17 protein-coding genes and 1 riboswitch are annotated in these 16,448 nt (G+C 64.9%); of the genes, 13 read left to right on the top strand and 4 right to left on the bottom strand.

Annotated features, from left to right (window positions below):
* The first annotated feature begins 16 nt into the window (after positions 1–16).
* Entirely contained in the window at positions 17–364 is a 348-nt protein-coding gene (locus C449_RS01445; RefSeq protein WP_006076096.1) for a helix-turn-helix transcriptional regulator, read from the top strand.
* Between the two features lie 179 nt (positions 365–543).
* Positions 544–1,551, top strand: coding sequence for a transcription initiation factor IIB (locus tag C449_RS01440; RefSeq protein ID WP_006076095.1), 1,008 nt, complete (start codon positions 544–546; stop codon positions 1,549–1,551).
* 8 nt (positions 1,552–1,559) lie between these two features.
* Here C449_RS01440 and C449_RS01435 read toward each other — a convergent pair whose 3' ends face one another.
* The gene (locus C449_RS01435; protein WP_006076094.1) at positions 1,560–3,158 is read right to left on the bottom strand and encodes a class I adenylate-forming enzyme family protein; all 1,599 of its coding nucleotides are present in this window, start codon (positions 3,156–3,158) and stop codon (positions 1,560–1,562) included.
* 391 nt (positions 3,159–3,549) lie between these two features.
* On the opposite strand from C449_RS01435, the gene C449_RS01430 reads away from it, so the two are divergent.
* The 9 genes from C449_RS01430 (at position 3,550) to C449_RS01390 (ending at position 14,016) form a co-directional block, all read left to right on the top strand.
* Entirely contained in the window at positions 3,550–5,265 is a 1,716-nt protein-coding gene (locus tag C449_RS01430) for a glutamate--tRNA ligase (protein ID WP_006076093.1), read from the top strand.
* 57 nt (positions 5,266–5,322) lie between these two features.
* Positions 5,323–5,754 carry a hypothetical protein gene (locus tag C449_RS01425; RefSeq protein WP_006076092.1) on the top strand — a complete coding sequence of 144 codons (432 nt, stop codon included), beginning with the start codon at positions 5,323–5,325 and terminating at the stop codon, positions 5,752–5,754.
* A 119-nt stretch (positions 5,755–5,873) separates the two neighbouring features.
* Positions 5,874–6,203 (top strand): 4Fe-4S dicluster domain-containing protein, encoded by a 330-nt coding sequence (locus tag C449_RS01420; RefSeq protein WP_006076091.1) that lies wholly within the window; start codon positions 5,874–5,876, stop codon positions 6,201–6,203.
* Positions 6,204–6,322: 119 nt separating this feature from the next.
* The gene (locus C449_RS01415) at positions 6,323–7,195 is read left to right on the top strand and encodes an electron transfer flavoprotein subunit beta/FixA family protein (RefSeq protein WP_006076090.1); all 873 of its coding nucleotides are present in this window, start codon (positions 6,323–6,325) and stop codon (positions 7,193–7,195) included.
* Positions 7,196–7,198: 3 nt separating this feature from the next.
* Positions 7,199–9,175: an electron transfer flavoprotein subunit alpha/FixB family protein gene (locus C449_RS01410; protein ID WP_006076089.1), complete on the top strand. Its 1,977-nt coding sequence runs from the start codon at positions 7,199–7,201 to the stop codon at positions 9,173–9,175.
* Entirely contained in the window at positions 9,168–10,841 is a 1,674-nt protein-coding gene (locus C449_RS01405; RefSeq protein WP_049913805.1) for an FAD-dependent monooxygenase, read from the top strand. Before C449_RS01410 ends, C449_RS01405 begins: the two co-directional genes overlap by 8 nt.
* A 43-nt stretch (positions 10,842–10,884) precedes the next feature.
* Entirely contained in the window at positions 10,885–11,253 is a 369-nt protein-coding gene (locus C449_RS01400; protein WP_006076087.1) for a hypothetical protein, read from the top strand.
* Between the two features lie 140 nt (positions 11,254–11,393).
* Positions 11,394–13,082 carry a potassium channel family protein gene (locus tag C449_RS01395; protein ID WP_006076086.1) on the top strand — a complete coding sequence of 563 codons (1,689 nt, stop codon included), beginning with the start codon at positions 11,394–11,396 and terminating at the stop codon, positions 13,080–13,082.
* A 190-nt stretch (positions 13,083–13,272) separates the two neighbouring features.
* Positions 13,273–14,016, top strand: a complete 744-nt coding sequence (locus tag C449_RS01390; RefSeq protein WP_006076085.1) for a GNAT family N-acetyltransferase — start codon at positions 13,273–13,275, stop codon at positions 14,014–14,016.
* A 23-nt stretch (positions 14,017–14,039) separates the two neighbouring features.
* Here C449_RS01390 and C449_RS18190 read toward each other — a convergent pair whose 3' ends face one another.
* Together C449_RS18190 and C449_RS01385 are read right to left on the bottom strand one after the other, a co-directional pair.
* Positions 14,040–14,204 (bottom strand): hypothetical protein, encoded by a 165-nt coding sequence (locus C449_RS18190; RefSeq protein ID WP_006076084.1) that lies wholly within the window; start codon positions 14,202–14,204, stop codon positions 14,040–14,042.
* A 56-nt stretch (positions 14,205–14,260) separates the two neighbouring features.
* A complete protein-coding gene (locus tag C449_RS01385; RefSeq protein ID WP_006076083.1) occupies positions 14,261–14,743 on the bottom strand; it encodes a DUF456 domain-containing protein in 483 nt (160 codons plus the stop codon).
* A gap of 93 nt (positions 14,744–14,836) precedes the next feature.
* Positions 14,837–14,904, top strand: a riboswitch (Fluoride riboswitch).
* Between the two features lie 6 nt (positions 14,905–14,910).
* Here C449_RS01385 and crcB (C449_RS01380) point away from each other — a divergent pair.
* Both crcB (C449_RS01380) and crcB (C449_RS01375) read left to right on the top strand, forming a co-directional pair.
* Positions 14,911–15,303: a fluoride efflux transporter CrcB gene (gene crcB / locus C449_RS01380; RefSeq protein WP_006076082.1), complete on the top strand. Its 393-nt coding sequence runs from the start codon at positions 14,911–14,913 to the stop codon at positions 15,301–15,303.
* Positions 15,300–15,665, top strand: a complete 366-nt coding sequence (gene crcB / locus C449_RS01375; RefSeq protein ID WP_006076081.1) for a fluoride efflux transporter CrcB — start codon at positions 15,300–15,302, stop codon at positions 15,663–15,665. The genes crcB (C449_RS01380) and crcB (C449_RS01375) overlap by 4 nt, the downstream gene beginning before the upstream one ends.
* 23 nt (positions 15,666–15,688) lie before the next feature.
* Here the strand turns inward: crcB (C449_RS01375) and C449_RS01370 are convergent.
* The coding region (locus C449_RS01370) for a GNAT family N-acetyltransferase (RefSeq protein ID WP_006076080.1) at positions 15,689–16,448 on the bottom strand (760 nt) is incomplete at its 5' end.

The raw sequence follows: 16,448 nt of genomic DNA, 5'->3' as shown, positions 1-16,448 counted from the left end.
CGTTCGTTGAGCAGCCATGAGCACGGCAGCCGAAGGGGACCTTTCGGAGGCGGAGCGCGCCGGTCTCGAACTCGTCCGCACGACCGGAGGCATCCACCAGAGCGAGTTCTGGAAGGAGCTTGACGTGAGTTCGCGCAAAGGCAGTCGGATCGCCGAATCGCTGGAAGAACGTGGTCTCGTCCAGCGCGAGGACACCGTCTACGAGGGCCACAACACCTACTACATCGCCCCCGCCGCGCGCGACCTCGATTTCTCCCTGCTGATGGCTGGGAACAACCTCTCGCCGCTGGTCGGCGAGGAGGACGTCGAACCCGAGAGCGACGCCTTCTCCCAGTGGATCATGCAGCTCGCGTACGAGGATTGACGATTTCAGTTCCGTCTTACTAGTGGCCGATTTCGGCCATTTCAGAGGTACTAGACGCCGATACTCCCGGTTGATTTGGCCGAGGGTTTAAGCGGCTTCGGACCGTACATGCTGATGTAGCAATCCCCTGCATAGCCGCTGTAACCAACCATCAGAGCACCCGCTCACCCGTAGCTATCTTGGAAGGCAACACAACCCGAACCCGCACGCACGAACCGAACGAACAGACCGACGAGCGATCACGTGAACGCACCACGAACGAGACCGAACGGGTTTGTCCCGAGTGTGACGGTCGACTGGTCGACGACGACGAACACGGCGAAACCGTCTGCAGCGACTGCGGTCTCGTCGTCGACGAGAACGAGATCGATCACGGCCCCGAGTGGCGGGCGTTCAGTAGCCAGGAGCGCGACAGGAAGAAACGCACCGGCGCGCCCACCACGAAGCTGATGCACGACAAAGGGCTGTCGAGCCAGATCGGTTGGCAGAACAGGGACGCCAACGGCAACGCGCTGAGTGCGCGCAAGCGCCAGCGGATGCAGCGTCTGCGTACGTGGGACGAGCGCTTTCGGACCCGGGACTCGAAGGAGCGCAACCTCAAGCAGGCGCTCGGCGAGATCGAGCGCATGGGAAGCGCGCTCGGTGTTCCGAAGGACGTTCGCGAGACCGCGAGCGTGATCTACCGTCGCGCGCTCGCCGAGGACCTCCTGCCCGGCCGCTCGATCGAGGGCGTCTCGACCGCCGCGCTCTACGCCGGCATCCGCCAGATGGGGCTGCCCCGGAGCGTCGAGGACGTCGCCGCGGTCTCGCGCGTCGACGAGATGGAGTTCAAGCGCGCGTACCGCTACATCAATCAGGAGCTCGGCCTCGAAATCGGCCCACCGGATCCCCAGCAGTACGTCTCGCGATTCGCCTCCGATCTCGACGTGAGCGACGAGACCGAGCGACGCGCCCGTGATCTACTGCGGACGGCCCAAGAACAGGCCGCCCACAGTGGCAAGAGTCCCGTCGGGCTCGCTGGCGCTGCGCTCTACGCCGCCGGGATCCTCACCAACCGACAGCTCACCCAGGACGAGGTCAGTGAGGTCGCCGGGGTGAGCAACGTGACGATCCGGAATCGGTACCACGAACTTCTCGAAATCGAGAGCGATACCGAGGCCACGAGCCCGTCCGCAACTGCCGCCTGAACAGGCGCTCAGCCCTGGCCGACGAGTCGTTCCTCGTCCTCCCAGTAGTCCTGTCGGAGCTGGTACTTCTGGACCTTCCCGGTCGCGGTCTCGGGGAGATCGTCGACGAAATCGACCTTTTTCGGGACCTTGTACCGTGCGAGGTGCTCGCCGGCGAACTCTCTGACGGCCTCGGTCGTGAGATCCGCATCCGCCTTCTGGACGACGAGCGCCGTCACCGCCTCGCCCCACTCGTCGCTCGGGGTCGGGATCACGGCGGCCTTGGCGATGTCGGGGTGATCGTAGAGCACGTCCTCAACCGCGATACTCGACACGTTCTCGCCGCCGGAGATGATGATGTCTTTTTCCCGATCCTGGATCGACACCATCCCGTCCTCGTCGATCGTGGCGAGGTCGCCGGTGTGGAAGTAGCCTGGCAGCTTTGCGTTGAACGCCTCCTCGGTGATTTCGGGCTTGTTGAGGTAACGATCCATCACCTGGTTGCCCGCCACCACGATCTCACCGAGGGTTTCGCCGTCGGCGGTCACGTCCTCGCCGTCATCGTCGACTACCCGAACATCGGTGGCGATCATCTCCGCGCCCTGGTTGACCTTGAGATCGCGGCCGCGCTCGGCGAGGCGGCGCGGCGAGTTCGACGTGGTGATCATCGGCGCGGTCTCGGTCAGTCCGTAGAGGTGGATGATCCGCCACCCGATCTCGTCCTCCACAGTCTGAAGGGTCGCGGTCGCTGGCGCGCTGCCGGCGGTGGAGATCCGAACGTCACGATCACCCATCGTCACGGCGTCCGGGTTCTCGTCGTAGTGGACGATGAGCCGATTGAGCACCGTGGGCGCGCCCGAGAGATACGACACGTCGTGCTCGCGGACCCGCCGGAGCGTTCCCTCGGGTTCGAACGTCCGCTGGCAGACGTGCGTCCCGCCCATCCCCGTGATGGCGTAGGTGTGTCCCCACCCGTTGCAGTGGAACATCGGCAGCGTCCAGAGGTAGGTGTCGTCGTCCGCGACCTCCATGTGCTGGTTCAAGACCAGGGCATGCCAGTGTTCGGTCCGATGGGTTCTGACGACGCCCTTCGGATCGCCGGTCGTGCCCGAGGTGTAGTTGATGCTCGCGTCGTCGTCCTCCGCGATCTCGGGTCGCTCCGGCGCGTCGGTCGAGGCGTCGGCGAGCCACGCCTCGTAATCGGTCCAGTCGCCGTCGATATCGTCGGCTTCGTAGCCAACGAACGCCTCTGCCGGCACCGAGTCGCGGACGGCCTCGACGTTCTCGGCGTAGTCGTAGTCCGCGATCACGACCCCCGCCTCACAGTCGTTGAGGATGTACTCGAAGTCGTCGGGCGTGAGGAGGTAGTTCATCGGCACGAACACGCCCCCGATCTGGTTCACGCCGTAGAGCGTTTCGAGGAAGTAGTGGGTGTTCGGCGAGAGCAGCGCCACCCGGTCACCCTGTTCGACCCCCATCTCCAGGAGTGCGTTCGAGACTCGATTCACCCGCTTTTCGAACTCGGCGTAGGTGTACTCGGTTCCGTCGTGGGCGACGACCCCCACAGCGTCGTCGTAGCACTCGACGGCGCGGTCGAGGAAATCGGTGGTCAGCATTTCCACCTTCATGAACGATCGGTGGTTTCGGGGGCCGGGACTAAGCCCTTTCGCCCACTTTTTTTACTTCGTCGGGTGTCCTCGCGCTCGCTGCGCTCGCGCTGTGGGCACCTCTCCTCGTAAAAACCTGGACTAAAAACATCCGCTCGCTCACTCCGTTCGCTCGCGGCGAACCGCACTCGCTGCGCTCGCGCGGACGACACCGCTCATACCCGCCACCGCACAGCACCACCGAAGCCCTCGATGTGCGCTCACTGCGTTCGCTCGCGCAGCTCGCCCTTCATCCGCCAGGCCCGCCACCACATCACCGCCACGGCCGCAACCGCCGACCGCCACCGCAGCCGCACCGCAACCGCCGCGCGAACCCGACGGGTTTTCGTCGCGGGCGGCTGAGGTATCGCCAATGAACGACGAACTCCGCGAACGAATCGAACACGAGGCCGAGAAACACGCCCTGCTCAACGCGGTCAAACACGACAGCGAGGCCGATGTCGGGGCGGTCGTCGGCCCGCTGATGGGCGAAAACCCCGATTTCCGAGAATACGGCGACGAGGTACCGGGCGTCGTCGCACCGGTCGTCGAACGGGTGAACGAACTCGACACCGAGGGTCGCGAGAAGCGTCTCGAAGTGGTCGCGCCCGACCAGCTCACCGAACTCGAAAGCGAGGACGAGACCGACGACCGCGCACTCCCCGACCTGCCGAACGTCGACGAGGACACGGATGTTCGAATGCGCCTCGCACCCAACCCCAACGGCCCGTGGCACATCGGTCACGCACGCATGCCCGCCGTCGTCGGTCGGTACAAGGAACGCTATGACGGCTGGATGCTCTGCCGGTTCGACGACACCGATCCCGAAACCAAACGCCCCGATCTCGAAGCCTACGACGCGATCCTCGACGCGATCGACTATCTGGGGTTCGAACCCGACGAGGCGGTTCGCGCCTCCGACCGGATGGAGACGTACTACGAGCACGCGCGCGCATTGATCGACCACGGCGGCGCGTACACCTGCTCGTGCCCTGCCGCGGAGTTCTCCGACTTGAAGAACAACGGTGAGGCGTGTCCCCACCGCGACAAAGACGCCGAAACCACCCGCGAGGAGTTCGAAGCGATGGTCGACGGCGAGTATGCGGCAGGCGAGATGGTCCTCAGAGTCCGAACCGACATCGAGCACAAGAACCCTGCACTCCGGGACTGGGTCGCTTTCCGGATGATCGATACGCCACACCCCCGTGAGGAAGCGGGCGAGTACCGCTGCTGGCCCCTGCTCGACTTCCAGTCGGGAATCGACGACCACCTGTTCGGAATCACTCACGTCATCCGCGGAATCGACCTCCAGGACTCCGCAAAGCGCCAGGGATTCCTTTACGACTACTTCGACTGGGAGTACCCCGAAGTGCTCCACTGGGGCCACGTCCAGATCGACGCCTACGACGTGAAGATGAGCACCTCGACGATCAAGGCGCTCATCGAGACGGGCGATCTCGACGGCTGGGATGACCCGCGCGCGCCAACCATCGCGAGCCTCCGCCGGCGCGGGATTCGCGGCGGAGCCATCACCGACGCGATGGCGAACCTCGGGACATCGACTTCCAATGTGGATCTCGCGATGAGTTCGATCTACGCCGCAAACCGTGACCGGATCGACGACGCGACGGACCGTGCCTTTCTCGTTCGGGATGGAGTCGAGAAAGCCGTCATCAATGGCCCCGAGACCGGCGAACCGCCGGTCCACCCGAACCACGAGGAGCGCGGCGTCCGCGAGATCCCGGTCGAGGGCGGGGTGCTGGTCGAACCCGACGACGTGCCGCCGAACGGGCAGCGCGCCTGGCTCAAGGGCTACGGCTCCGTGCGCCACACCCGCGACGCCTTCGAGTTCACCGGTGACGGGATCGAAGTCGTCCGAGAGGAGGACGTCCCGGTGATCCACTGGGTCCCCGCAGACAGCAATCACCCCCTCCGCCTGCGAACGCCTGACGGCGACGTCGAAGGCCACGCCGAACCCGGAATTGCCAGCTACGACCCCGACGAGATGGTGCAGTTCGAGCGGATCGGCTTCGCCCGGATCGACCGCCAGGAAGACGATCGGACGGTCGCGTACTTCGCGCATCCGTAGGGATCGGCCCGCTGGCCACCAACCTTTTGCCGCCCGTAGGCCCTACGGCCGGCGATCATGAGCGGAACAGCGCTTACGGAGTACGTCGAGGGGATCGTCCACGAGGACACTCAGGTCGGTGACCACGGTCTCGATCTCACGGTCGCGGCCATCCACGAAATCGAGGAATCAGGTCGTGTCGATTTCGGCGGCGGCGAACTCGAAGCCGCGACGACAACGCCTCACGAAACCGAGAAACGAAACCCAAACGACGACTACGAGTGGTGGAACCTCGACGAGGGCCAGTATCTCGTCCTGTTCAACGAATCGGTGCACGCCGACGAACCGCTCGTGTGCCAGACGCGCGATGCAGTTCGCGATCGCGGCGCGTTCCATCCCACACTGTTCGTCCGGGAACTCGAACGCGTTCCGCTGTCGGTTCCGGCAGGCGGGATTCGCCTCAAGGAGAACGCGCGCGTGTCGACGCTGTTTTCTTCACCAGGTTCGTAGCGGATTCCGAACTGACCCTGGTCCCTGGACGGTGGTCGGTCACCACCCACGCATCGATCCTGCCGAAGGCGTCGCTGGTCCAAAGCTTAAGTAGACTCCTGTCGTGACCTTCGGTACCGATGGCCATTGATCCCGAATTCGAACAGAACCGCGAGATCGTCGACGAACACGAGGGCCACGACGTCTGGGGGCCGGTGGACGAACCCGACGAGCTGGGAATCCACGGTACCCACGTCGCGGTCGATTTCGACCTCTGCATCGCCGACGGGGCCTGTCTGGAGGACTGTCCTGTCGATGTCTTCGAGTGGGTCGACTCGCCCGATCACCCCGAGAGCGAGATCAAGGCCGACCCAGCAGAAGAAGCCCAGTGCATCGACTGTATGCTGTGCGTCGACGTCTGTCCCGTGGACGCAATCGACGTCGACGCCGGCCGGGCAGGCCGTACCTGAACCGAGGAACTGGACGGCGGACCGTCGATCGAGTACCGGCAAGAATCTACGACAGACCAACACGGTAATAGTCGGCGGGAGGCTATGCCAGAGAGAGACACCCGGGAGTATCCATACCAATGCACTCAGTCGTTCTGACGAAAGGCGTACCGGATTTCCGCGAGGGACAGGTCGCGTTCGACGAGGACGGTCATCTCGAACGTGGAAACACTCCGACGGTGATGAACCCCAACGACAAGCATGCGCTGCGGACCGCCCTCCAGACCAAGGTCCGCCACGGCGGCCAGCTCAGCGTGATGAGCATGGGGCCGCCGGGCTACGGCGACGTCCTCCGAGAGGCGATGGAGACGGTCTACGCCGACGACCTCTACCTCCTCTCGGATCGTGAACTCGCCGCCTCCGACACGTGGGCCACCGCGATCACGCTCGCCACCGGCCTCCAGAAACTCGACGACACGCCGGACCTCGTGTTTGCGGGGTTCAAGACTGCCGACGGCGAGACCGGCCACACCGGCCCCCAGGCGTGCTGGTGTCTCGACTGGCCGATCATCACCCACGTCGTCGCGCTCGATGTCGACGAAGACGAGGGTACGGTCCGCGCAAAACGTCTCGTCGAGGGCGACATCGAGGAGATCGAGACCGTCGAGGCCCCGATGCCCGCGTTCATCGTCGCCGATCCCGAGTTCGAGCCGACGTATCGCAAGGCCTCGCACCGACTGACGCTCAAGGATCTTCAGGCGGAGACCGAGGAGCGCGCTCAGGATCACGAGGAGCACCTGACGACGTGGGATCACGCGGACCTGAACCTCGACCCGGACTACATCGGTTTGGATGGATCGCCCACGATCGTCTCGTCGGTCGACCCGATCCCGAAAGCGCCCGCCGAGCGTGAGGCGACGATGGTCGACCCCGACGACGGCGAGGAGATGAGCGAGGTGTTCGAAGCGATGCAGCCGTTCGCTGGCGGACGATCGGAGGCGGCGGGTGATTGATACATGAGTGAAACCACCGACCCTGGCGAGCACACCGTCGAACAGCTTCAAGACGAACTGGCCGCAATCGACAGCCCTCGCGAGCTCGAAGGGATGCTTGATGCAGAGAAGGACGGCCAGCAGCGAAAGACGGCCCAAGAGGCGATCCGCGCGCGGATGCGCGAGGTCGGTCCCGCCGAGGGCGAGGTGGTCGAGGAGGGAACCGAAACCGAGGGCGAGTACCGCGAGTCCGCCGACGAGGTCGAGGGTGATCAGGAGGGGGCCACCTCCGCGAGCGACGAGGGCGCTGGCGAGTCGAGCGGCGCAAGCGACGCTGACGATCTCGCGCTCGATCCCGCGGAGTACGACATCGCGGAGTTCGGCCCCGCGATCAAGGGCGTCGACGACGCCGACGAACTCGAAGCTATCCTCGCGGCCGAGGAGAGCGGCGAGGACCGCGACAACGTGAAGACGCTGATCGAGAGCCGGATCGACAAGGTCACCGAGGACGCCGAAGAGACCGAGGGCGAGATTGATCCGAGCGACCTCTCGACCGCCGAACTCGGCAACGCGCTCCAGGGGATCGACGACGAGGAGCGACTCCAGGAGGTGCTCGACGCCGAACAGTCCGGGGAGGACCGGAGCGCGGCGGTCAACCTGATCCAGAACCGGATCGACTCGGTCCAGGAGGAGGAAGCGCCCGAGGAGATCGAGGTCGTGCCGCCGGAGGAGAAACACCCCGATCTCGACCACCCGACGGCGGACAAGCAGTACGTCAAGGCGATCGAGGACGGCGACTACCGCGACATGTGGGTCTACTGCGAGACTCAGGCGGGCGAGCTGATCGATGTCTCGAAGGAGATGCTCGGGAAGGCTCGCGACCTGATGGACACATACAACGACGACTACGAGACGGACGAACGAGTCGTCGCGGTGCTGATCGGCAGCGACGTCGAGAAGCACATCGAGGACGTGATCGCCTACGGTGCGGACGTGGTGGTTCATCACGAAGACGATCGGCTGGAACGGTTCCAGCACAAGCCCTACACCGAGCTGTTCTGTGACATGGCTCGGTGGGGTGGCGACCCGACCGCCGACGAGGGACCGAACGAGGCGGACTGGCGCGACTACGACGAACCCCGGTACACGGTGTTCCCGGCGACCAACAACGGGCGGGACCTCTCGGCGCTGGTCCAGGGTGAACTCGACTCGGGACTCGCCTCGGACTGCTCGGACCTCTACATCGAGGAGGCGATGATCTCGAACCCCGCGAAGACCGGGCGGCCAGGCACGAAAAAGGAGTTCGAGCGGGTGCTACACATGAAGCGCCCCGACTTCTCGGGGTTCGAGTACTCCACCATCCTGTGTCTCGACAATCCGACCAGAGAGTTCCACCCCCAGGGCGCGTCGGTGATCCCAGGGAGCTTCGACCTTCCTGAACCCGACCACGACCGTGAGGGCGAGGTGGTCGAACACGATCTCGAACTCGACGACGACTGGCTCCGGGTCTCGGTCACCGATCACGACCAGTTGGACGAGGGCGTGGATCTGACCGGTCACGAGGTAGTGGTGGCGATGGGCCGGGGGATCGGCGACGATCCCACGAAGGGAATGGAACTCGGCATCGACCTCGCCGACGCGTTCGAGGATGCCGGACTCGGGGTCTCGCGCGGGATCGTGACGGGTTCGTATGAGTTCGACGGGCACGTCGAGCGCTACACGGCTGAGGAGCGCCAGATCGGCGAGACGGGCCAGGTCGTCGAGCCCGACCTCTACATCGCCGCCGGGATCTCCGGGGCGGTGCAGCACAAGGTCGGCATGGACGAATCCGAGACGATCGTCGCGGTCAACACCGATCCCGACGCACGCATTCGGGACTTCTCGGATTTCTTCGTGGAGGGCGACCTCTTCGAGGTGCTGCCGGAACTCACCGCAGCGCTGGAATCGGGCGAGTTAGATGTCGAGGCGGTTGCGGCCGATGGAGGGGCAACCGATGACTGACGACTACGAACACTACGAGGCGGTGGTGGTCGGTGCGGGACCGGGCGGCGCGGCGGCGGCCGCGACGCTCGCGCGCAACGGCGTCGAGACCGTCGTTCTCGAACGGGGCGTCGACGCCGGCTCGAAGAACGTCACGGGGGGACTGATCTACGCCGAGGAATCAGCGCCGTACACGATCGACGGCATCTTCCCGGGCTTTCGCGAGCATGCGACCGAGCGGCCTGTCACCGACTACTACATCCACAACATCGCGGGCGAGCAGGTCCGAACGTTCGACATCACCGACGGCCACGAGCACGACACCGAGTGGGCCGACGCAGTCCTTCGGCGGAAGATGGACTCGTGGATGGCCGAGCAGGTCCACGAGATCACGCGCGAGGCCGGCGGCGGCCTCCTGACCGAGGTGAAAGTTGACGGCCTTCTTCGAGAGGACGGCGAGATCGTCGGCGTGACGTGCGAGGAGCTCGATCCAATAAAGGCCGACTTCGTCGTCGCTGCGGACGGCGTGAACTCCGAACTCGCGCGCGAAGCGGGGCTGATGGACTGGGAGGAGCCCGAGGAGTGGTTCCAGGGCGTGAAGGCCGTCGTCGACATGCCAGGCGATACGATCAACGACCGGTTCGGAATCGATGACGACGAGGGCGAGGCCCACCTGTTCTCGGGCGACCTCTACGACGGCGTCCGGGGTGGCGGGTTCCTCTACACCAACCAGGACTCACTCTGTATCGGGAACGTGTTCCACCTCGACAGTATCGTGGAAGAGGAGGCCGAGGTTCAGGACTTGCTCGACGCACTCCTCACCCATCCGGTACTCGCCCAATGGCTCGGCGACGAATACGACGAGCGCGAGTATTCGGCGAAACTCGTCCCCGACTCGAAGAAGGCTGCGAACCCGTCGCCGCATCAGGGCCGGTTGGTACTCGTCGGCGACGCGGGTGGCCAGATGCAGGCCCAGGGTCCGATCATCAAGGGAATGAACCATGCGGTGACGGCTGGCGCGCTCGCTGCGGAGGCGTTCGTGGAGGCGCGTTCCAGAGGGGAGCCGGACTCGGCCGGCGAGCGCTACGAGCGCCGGCTCCACGACGAGGGCGTGATGGCGAAGCTCCGGCCCGCGCGGTACGAGGTGGCGAGCACGCTCGGCGAGAACGATACTGCGACCCAACTCGCCGAGCGGGCGCTCGACTCGTCGGTCGGCCGGCTCGGTGTCCGGATGGCCGATCGTGCTGGGTTGCTCGAAAAGGCATATAGCTCGCCGTACCTCGCGACGATGATGCCCGACACCAAGACGCCGTACGTCACCCTACCCACCCTCATCGGCGAGGAACTCGGCGCGAAAGTCGAAGCCGAGTCCACCGTCGAACCGCCGAGCCTGGAGGAACGCATCGGCGATCTGACCTACGACACGGACGTGGGCAACCCTCACATCGTCGTCGATGACAACTCCTTCGAGGCGAGCGGCGCGGCCGTCACGGCCTGCCCGGTGAGCGCGATGGACTACGGCGGCGGCTGCTACCGCGACGAGACGGTCCAAACCAATGGTGACGAGAAGCGCGTCGTGAGCCTCGACACCCAGCCCTGCGTCGAGTGCGGGACCTGCGCCATCGTCGCCGACACCCAGTGGGAACACCCCCGTGGCGGCAAGGGCGTCGAGTTCAGGGAAGGCTGATGGACCGGCACTCGGTGCTGGAACGGGCCGGTCCTCATCGCAGATGACGTCGGGCTACGCCGACCGGATCGCGGGGTTCGCAGAGCAGGCAGAGCGCGACCGTCGGGAGTTCGATCCGCCTTCGGATCCGCCGGACGAGGCGCGCGCGATGGCGTTTCTTCGGGAGGGTCTCGGCCCGCTTGTGGCGCTGTACCTCGAAGCGCGGACCGCCGAGTGGGATGTCGAGTTCTCGGCCGCGGAACTCGAACAGATTCACCGAGCGACGAACGCCTGGCTCGCGCTGTACGCCCGCTGCTACGGTGTCGAGATGGAGCCCGACGTCACGGTTCGGCGGGCGGCCGAGCTGTTGCTCGATACTAACAACATCCGGGATACCGCCCAGTTGCTGACACGGGTGCCGGCACGCACGTGACCCGGCCGATAGCGGCGACTCGATTCGCGCTGCTCCAGAGACACGAAACACCCCCCACTCACCGTTCTATTGGCCTTGACGAGAGTGGTGAGTACGAACGCTTTTCATCCGGAACGGTCGAAAATCGCCACTAGCTCACGATGGTCTCCTTCCCCACGTCACTATCGGAAATCGAACTCTCTCGGCGGAATCGACGCGTCGCCTACTTCTTCGTCGGGCTCGGGCTCTTCGTCGTCGGGTCGACGGTCGCGTACAACGTCGCGCTGGAACGGCTAGAGGGGGTGGATCAATCGATCTTCGCCTCGCTCGAGTTCGTCATCCAAACGATGACGACGACCGGCTACGGTCAGGACTCGGGGATATGGAGCCATCCACTGATGTTCCTGTTCGTCGTACTGGCCCAGATCGCCGGCATCGCGGTCAGTTTCTTCACGCTTCGAGTCCTCGTGATCCCGCTGTACAGCCGAACCGAGGTCGACCTCGACAGTCGACTCACGCCCAAGGAGGACCACGTCATCATCTGCGAGTATCGGCGTGACTCAGCCGTGCTTCTCGACGAACTCCGGGAGCTAGATATCGAGTACGTGCTGATCTCGTCCTCCGAAGAAAACGCCAGAGACCTCTCCGACGAGGAGTATTCGGTCATCCATGGCTCGCCGCAGGACACGGAGGCGTTCGAGCGAGCCAGTATCGATTCCGCTCGGGCAGTCATCGCCGATGCGGGCGATGCGAACGTCGACACGATTCTGACGGTGCGAACCCTCCGCCCCGACATCGAGACGATCGTCCTCACTGATGACGACGACATGCGGGACGTGTTGCTGGACTCGGGTGCGGACACCGTTCTCTCGCCGCGCGGAGTGTTGGGTTACAGACTCGCCGAGAAGGCGGTTTCCTCGTTGCGATCCCAACTCACGGACACAGTCGGCCTGGGAGGCGACATCGAAGTAACCGAGATACCGGTTCATCCGGGGAGCCAGCTGGTCGAAACGCGGATCCGCGACTCGAACATCAGGGAACGAACGGGGGCAAACATCGTCGGTGCGTGGATCGACGGAGAACTCCAACTACCGCCGTCTCCCGACGCGATCATCCGCCCGAACACGGTGCTGTTGGTATCGGGCGAGCACAGTGCCTTGGAGGAGGTGAGTGACTTCACCAGGCCCGCGCGGTCGCTCCGTCACCACGAGCGTGTCGTCCTCGCCGGTTTGGGCGAAGGCGGTGAGGCGACACAGTCGACCATCGCCGAGGCGGGAATCGACAACGTGACGATCGATATCGAAGACCGCGAGTCGGTCGACGTCGTCGGCGATGCGGGAGAGAGAGAGGTGCTGTACGAAGCCGGTATCGAAACCGCGGGTGCGATCATCATCGGACTTCCTGACGACTCGTCATCGCTGTTGACCACGGTGCTCGCGCGGTCGCTGAATCCGGACATCGAGATACTGGTTCGGGTGAGCGATACGGATACGACGGGAAAAGCGTTGAGCGCCGGGGCCGACTACGTTCTCTCGGTTCCCCGAGTGAGTGCGAGGATGATCGCAAGGGAGCTTCGCGGCGAGGACGTGCTCGCACCGGCGAGTCAGGTCCGCTTCGTCCGTGTTTCTGCGTCCCCGTTTGCCGGATCGACGCTTGCCGAGTCGGATATCTACGAGACCACTGGCTGTCGGGTGATCGCTGTGACGGACAACTCTGAGTTTTCCAGCACCGTCGACCCCCAGCGCGAGTTCACGGGCGACGAACGGCTCGTGATCGTTGGAACCGATGAGGCGGTCCAGCAGTTCGAGAAACGGTTCGACGTCTCGCCGACCGAAGCAGTTTCTGAGTGACTGTGAACGTGGCTGCAGAACGGGGCCCGAAGACCTGTCCGACGCGGACGGTTGCTAACCGATCCCACGAAACAGGACCACCGATCCGGTGTGACTGCAACGTCGGACGAGATCACCGACGGATTTCGGGCTCGGGGTGTCTTCGTGGAACCGGGGAACCGTTAAGTGACGTGGTGTGCTACCGGGTTCCATGCAAGTATCGGAGGCGTTCGAGTTCACCCACGAGGACCGAAAGAGCATCTACCAGTACATCGAGGACGCCGACGATCCGGTCGAAGCTACCGAGGTCCGGGACAGACTCGGACTCGATCCCAGCGGATTCAGACACCACCTCGCGATCCTGAAGCGCGACGGTCTCGTCCACGAATCCGCCGGGATGGTCGAGGCGGCGTTCGAAGGGAGCGACGCGGCCGACGAGGAGACGTTCGAGCAGGAGGGCGTGGAGTACACCATCCGGCCCGCGATCGAGACCGACCGTTCCGGACTGGTTGGCGTGATCCGTCAGGTCGCCGGCGAAAAGACCTACACCGTCGCGGAGAGCGTCGCGGACGTTGTCGATCACGAGGAGGCCCTCGTGCGGGAGAACGCGGTCCGCTCGCGGATGTTCTTCGTCGCCACGGTGGGCGACGAGGTGGTTGGGTGGATCCACCTCGATGCACCCGAGCTCGAAAAGCTCTCTCATACCGCCGAGCTCACCCTCGGCGTGCTTGAAGAGTATCAAGGACACGGGATCGGCGGCCGACTCCTCGATCGAGGGCTCGGTTGGGCGGAGCAAAACGGCTACGAGAAGATCTACAACTCGATCCCCTCGACCAACGAGGACGCGATCGCGTTCTTCGAGGCCCACGGCGGCGAGGTTGAGGCCACGCGCGAAGGTCACTACAAGATCGGCGAGGAGTACATCGACGAGGTGATGATGGCGCTCGGACCGTAGCCAACGTCGGAAATCAGGAACGATCAACGCCACTCCTCGGCCGCATCCTCCAGCGGCTCCGCGACGATGCCTTCTTGCTGGACCAGCGCGCGAGCGTGGGCCGTACAGACCTCTCGGTTCGCGTCCCACGGCACGTGGAGCCGCACCGCTGCCAGCTCCTCGCACTCCGCCTCGGCGCACGTCGTCATAGGCGACGTACGCGGCGCGATGTTACAACCGTTATGGCGCGATCCGCTTGTCGGTCTCAGAGGAAGTGGACGAGCACCATCGTCACGAGTATCGTCACTGTCAGCAGTGCCTGGATCACCGTCGAGGCGAGCATCCCGATGGCGGCGTAGATCGCGGTTCGGAGGCTCTGCTCGGGGTCTTGGTGGCGGTAGAACTCGACGACGAACACGGTTCCCATCACACCGACGATGACGCCGAGCGGGCCGACAACGAAGAAGAGGACGATGCCGACGATCGCCGCGAACACGGTCGTGACCGTCGACGCGCCGCCCGCTGCGGCCGAGACCGCACCGGCGAAGTAGTCGGCGATCACACCGACGAGACCCACGAGCACCAAGACGACGAGCAGGATCGGGCCTGGTTCGGCGTACCCGGACTGCCACCAGTAGAGCAACACACCGGCGAGCGACAGCAGCGCCCCCGGGAGTAGCGGAACGACACTGCCGGCGACACCGACGACGAGAAGCGCAAGCGCGACGATCGTGAGGGGATCGACCATGCGGGAGCGTGGACGGCGCGCGGGTTAGTCACACCGGTGTCGACCGTGGCGTGAACGATTCCGTAGCGCGGATATACCGTCGCTCCGGAGAGAACGGTATCGGGCGATGGAGTCCGCCTGCCCCAACCGCTGGTTACCCAGCTGATGACTCCTTTTCGGAGACAGCCATGTCGGGACCCCATCCGCTTCGGACGCTCGAATCGATCGTACTGATCGGTATCGGCGGGTTTGCGGGCTCGAACCTCCGGTATCTCGTGGCGCGTATGATTCCCGGGCCCGCCGGAACGCTCGTCGTCAACGTCGTCGGAAGCTTCGCTCTCGGGTTCGTCCTCTACGAGGCGGTCTACGCCGGCGTGCTCGCCGAGCGGACGCGGGCCGTCGTCGCCACCGGCTTTCTCTCCTCGCTGACGACCTACAGCACGTTCGCACTCCAGACCACGCTGCTCGCCGAGCCGGTGTGGATGATTGCGAACGTGCTCGTCACCTACACGCTCGGATTCGCCGGGGTGCTCGCGGGCCGCAGCCTCGCCCGGCGCGTCGACGGAGGGGCTGGCGAGTGATCCCGCTCGATCCAGCCTATCTCGTCGGCACCGGTGGCGCGGTCGGCGCGCTCTGTCGGACTTACGTGAGCCAGCGCGTCGACAGCGAAACCTACCCCTTCGGAACGCTCGCGGTCAACGTTCTCGGGAGCTTCGTGCTCGGTCTCGTGACGTTCGCCGGCGCTAGCGAGGAGATCCTCCTCTTCCTTGGGACCGGCGCTTGTGGGTCTTTCACCACCTTTTCGTCGTTTTCGTTCGAGACGGTTCGGCTCGTGGAACAGGGGGAGTCTGCCGCAGCGGCGGCGAACGCCATCGTCAATCTCCTCGGCTCGCTGGCAGCGATCGGTGTCGCGTGGCTCGTGGTGCGGACCGTTCTCGGCTGATCGGCGGGGCCGAGTCGGGGCTATCAGTCGTAGCGATCGCGTTCCTCGTGGGCCGCTGCATCGCCGTACCGATCGACCAGCGGCCGGTAGGCGTCGCCGAGCGCACGCAGACATTCTCGGGTCGAGACGTAGCCGAGGTCGTCCGCCACCCACTCGACCGAGCGGCTCTGGAGAATTCGGGCGACGAGCAGGCGTTCTTCACGAGCCGAGAGCCGGTCGCTCTCGGGATCGGTGAAATGAGCGAGTGCGAGCCGGCGGAAGGCGTCGGGATCGATGGCGGCGAGCCCCGGGCCGTAGGCCGCGGCCGCGACCGTGCGCCACTCGTGGGCCGAGAGATCGAGCGGCGCTTCGACCGAATTCGCACCGAGAACGGCGCGAACGACGTCTGGATCGAGGTCGGCGAGCGAGTCGGTCAGCAGGCCGCCGATCCGCTCTGTGAACCACCGAGCGTGGCGGTCACGGAGATCGCGGCCGGGCTCCGAGAGCGGTGCGAGCATCAGCGCGGAGTGCTCGCCGCTGCGGTCGTTGCGGGTGATCGCGAGATGCACAGGCGAAAAGCCGTTGCGGTCCCAGAAACTGACGAGGTCGGGCGTCGCGCCGTATCCGACCCCGAGCCAGTCGATCGCATCGTGCTCGCTTGCCGCGCGGATTTCGTCTAGTAGTCGTGACCCGAGTCCTTGGGATCGCACGGCAGGATGGGTGGCGATCCGGAGCACGCGCTCGCCCGTCGTCTTCCCGGCCTCGAGATCCCGGCACTGGCTCGTGAGCACATCCGGCAGGAGG

Source organism: Halococcus saccharolyticus DSM 5350, from assembly GCF_000336915.1.
GTDB classification, from domain to species: Archaea; Halobacteriota; Halobacteria; order Halobacteriales; family Halococcaceae; genus Halococcus; species Halococcus saccharolyticus.
The sequence above is the reverse complement of the archived record's forward strand: the minus strand, read 5'-3'. Positions and strand labels throughout refer to the sequence as shown.